Below are 1,275 nucleotides of genomic sequence, written 5' to 3'. Positions count from 1 at the left end.
CTAGGCATCCACCGTATGCGCTTCATCGCTTGACCATATAACCCCAAGAGGTCTGGTCCGCGATGACGATCGACAATTGCCGGATACGCTTGAGACGTATCTCGTGTCTCTTCCTCTCGGAAGAAACGTTGTCAGCATGATTCACATTGTTAAAGAGCAACTGTTCAGAGAACAGTGGAAAGTCAAAACGACTTGCCGCTGGTCTCTGCAGCAGGACTGTTGGATGGTGGAGCCTAGCGGGCGGTGCGACGATTCGCTCGATGCGCTGACCTCCTGCCATGAATGGTGGAGCCTAGCGGGATCGAACCGCTGACCTCCTGCGTGCAAGGCAGGCGCTCTCCCAGCTGAGCTAAGGCCCCGAAAGGAATTTGTGTGAGACAAGGCGCTTCGATGCGACGCATAGCCTGCTATGCGAGGTTTGAAGCAACGCAGTATCACGCAAATTTGGTGGGTCTGGGCAGACTTGAACTGCCGACCTCACCCTTATCAGGGGTGCGCTCTAACCAACTGAGCTACAGACCCGGCTGCCAACCACTGGGCCGTTGACCCAAACAGTCTTGCTCGTTCGATCAGGTAATTCATTGTGGACACTTGCCGGGTGCAGTGACTGGTCGTTTAAGGAGGTGATCCAGCCGCAGGTTCCCCTACGGCTACCTTGTTACGACTTCACCCCAGTCATGAACCACACCGTGGTGATCGCCCTCCGAAGTTAGGCTAACCACTTCTGGTGCAGTCCACTCCCATGGTGTGACGGGCGGTGTGTACAAGGCCCGGGAACGTATTCACCGTGACATTCTGATTCACGATTACTAGCGATTCCGACTTCACGGAGTCGAGTTGCAGACTCCGATCCGGACTGAGACCGGCTTTTCGGGATTAGCTCCACCTCGCGGCTTCGCAACCCTTTGTACCGGCCATTGTAGCACGTGTGTAGCCCTACCCGTAAGGGCCATGATGACTTGACGTCGTCCCCACCTTCCTCCGGTTTGTCACCGGCAGTCTCCCTAGAGTTCCCGACCGAATCGCTGGCAAATAGGGACAAGGGTTGCGCTCGTTACGGGACTTAACCCAACATTTCACAACACGAGCTGACGACAGCCATGCAGCACCTGTCTGTGCGTTCCCGAAGGCACCAATCCATCTCTGGAAAGTTCGCACGATGTCAAGGGTAGGTAAGGTTCTTCGCGTTGCATCGAATTAAACCACATGCTCCACCGCTTGTGCGGGCCCCCGTCAATTCATTTGAGTTTTAACCTTGCGGCCGTACTCCCCAGG

The 1,275-nt window shown here is 55.5% G+C and carries 2 tRNA genes and 1 rRNA gene; all 3 read right to left on the bottom strand.

The features are described 5' to 3' along the window. Window positions 1-283 precede the first annotated feature (283 nt). Window positions 284-359, bottom strand: a tRNA-Ala gene (locus M8009_RS18845). 86 nt (window positions 360-445) lie between these two features. Beyond that, window positions 446-522, bottom strand: a tRNA-Ile gene (locus tag M8009_RS18840). A gap of 94 nt (window positions 523-616) precedes the next feature. Then, a 16S ribosomal RNA gene (locus tag M8009_RS18835) occupies window positions 617-1,275 on the bottom strand; the annotation flags it as partial.

This window comes from Halomonas gemina (assembly GCF_023554995.1).
Taxonomy (GTDB): domain Bacteria; phylum Pseudomonadota; class Gammaproteobacteria; order Pseudomonadales; family Halomonadaceae; genus Halomonas; species Halomonas gemina.
The sequence above is the reverse complement of the archived record's forward strand: the minus strand, read 5'-3'. Positions and strand labels throughout refer to the sequence as shown.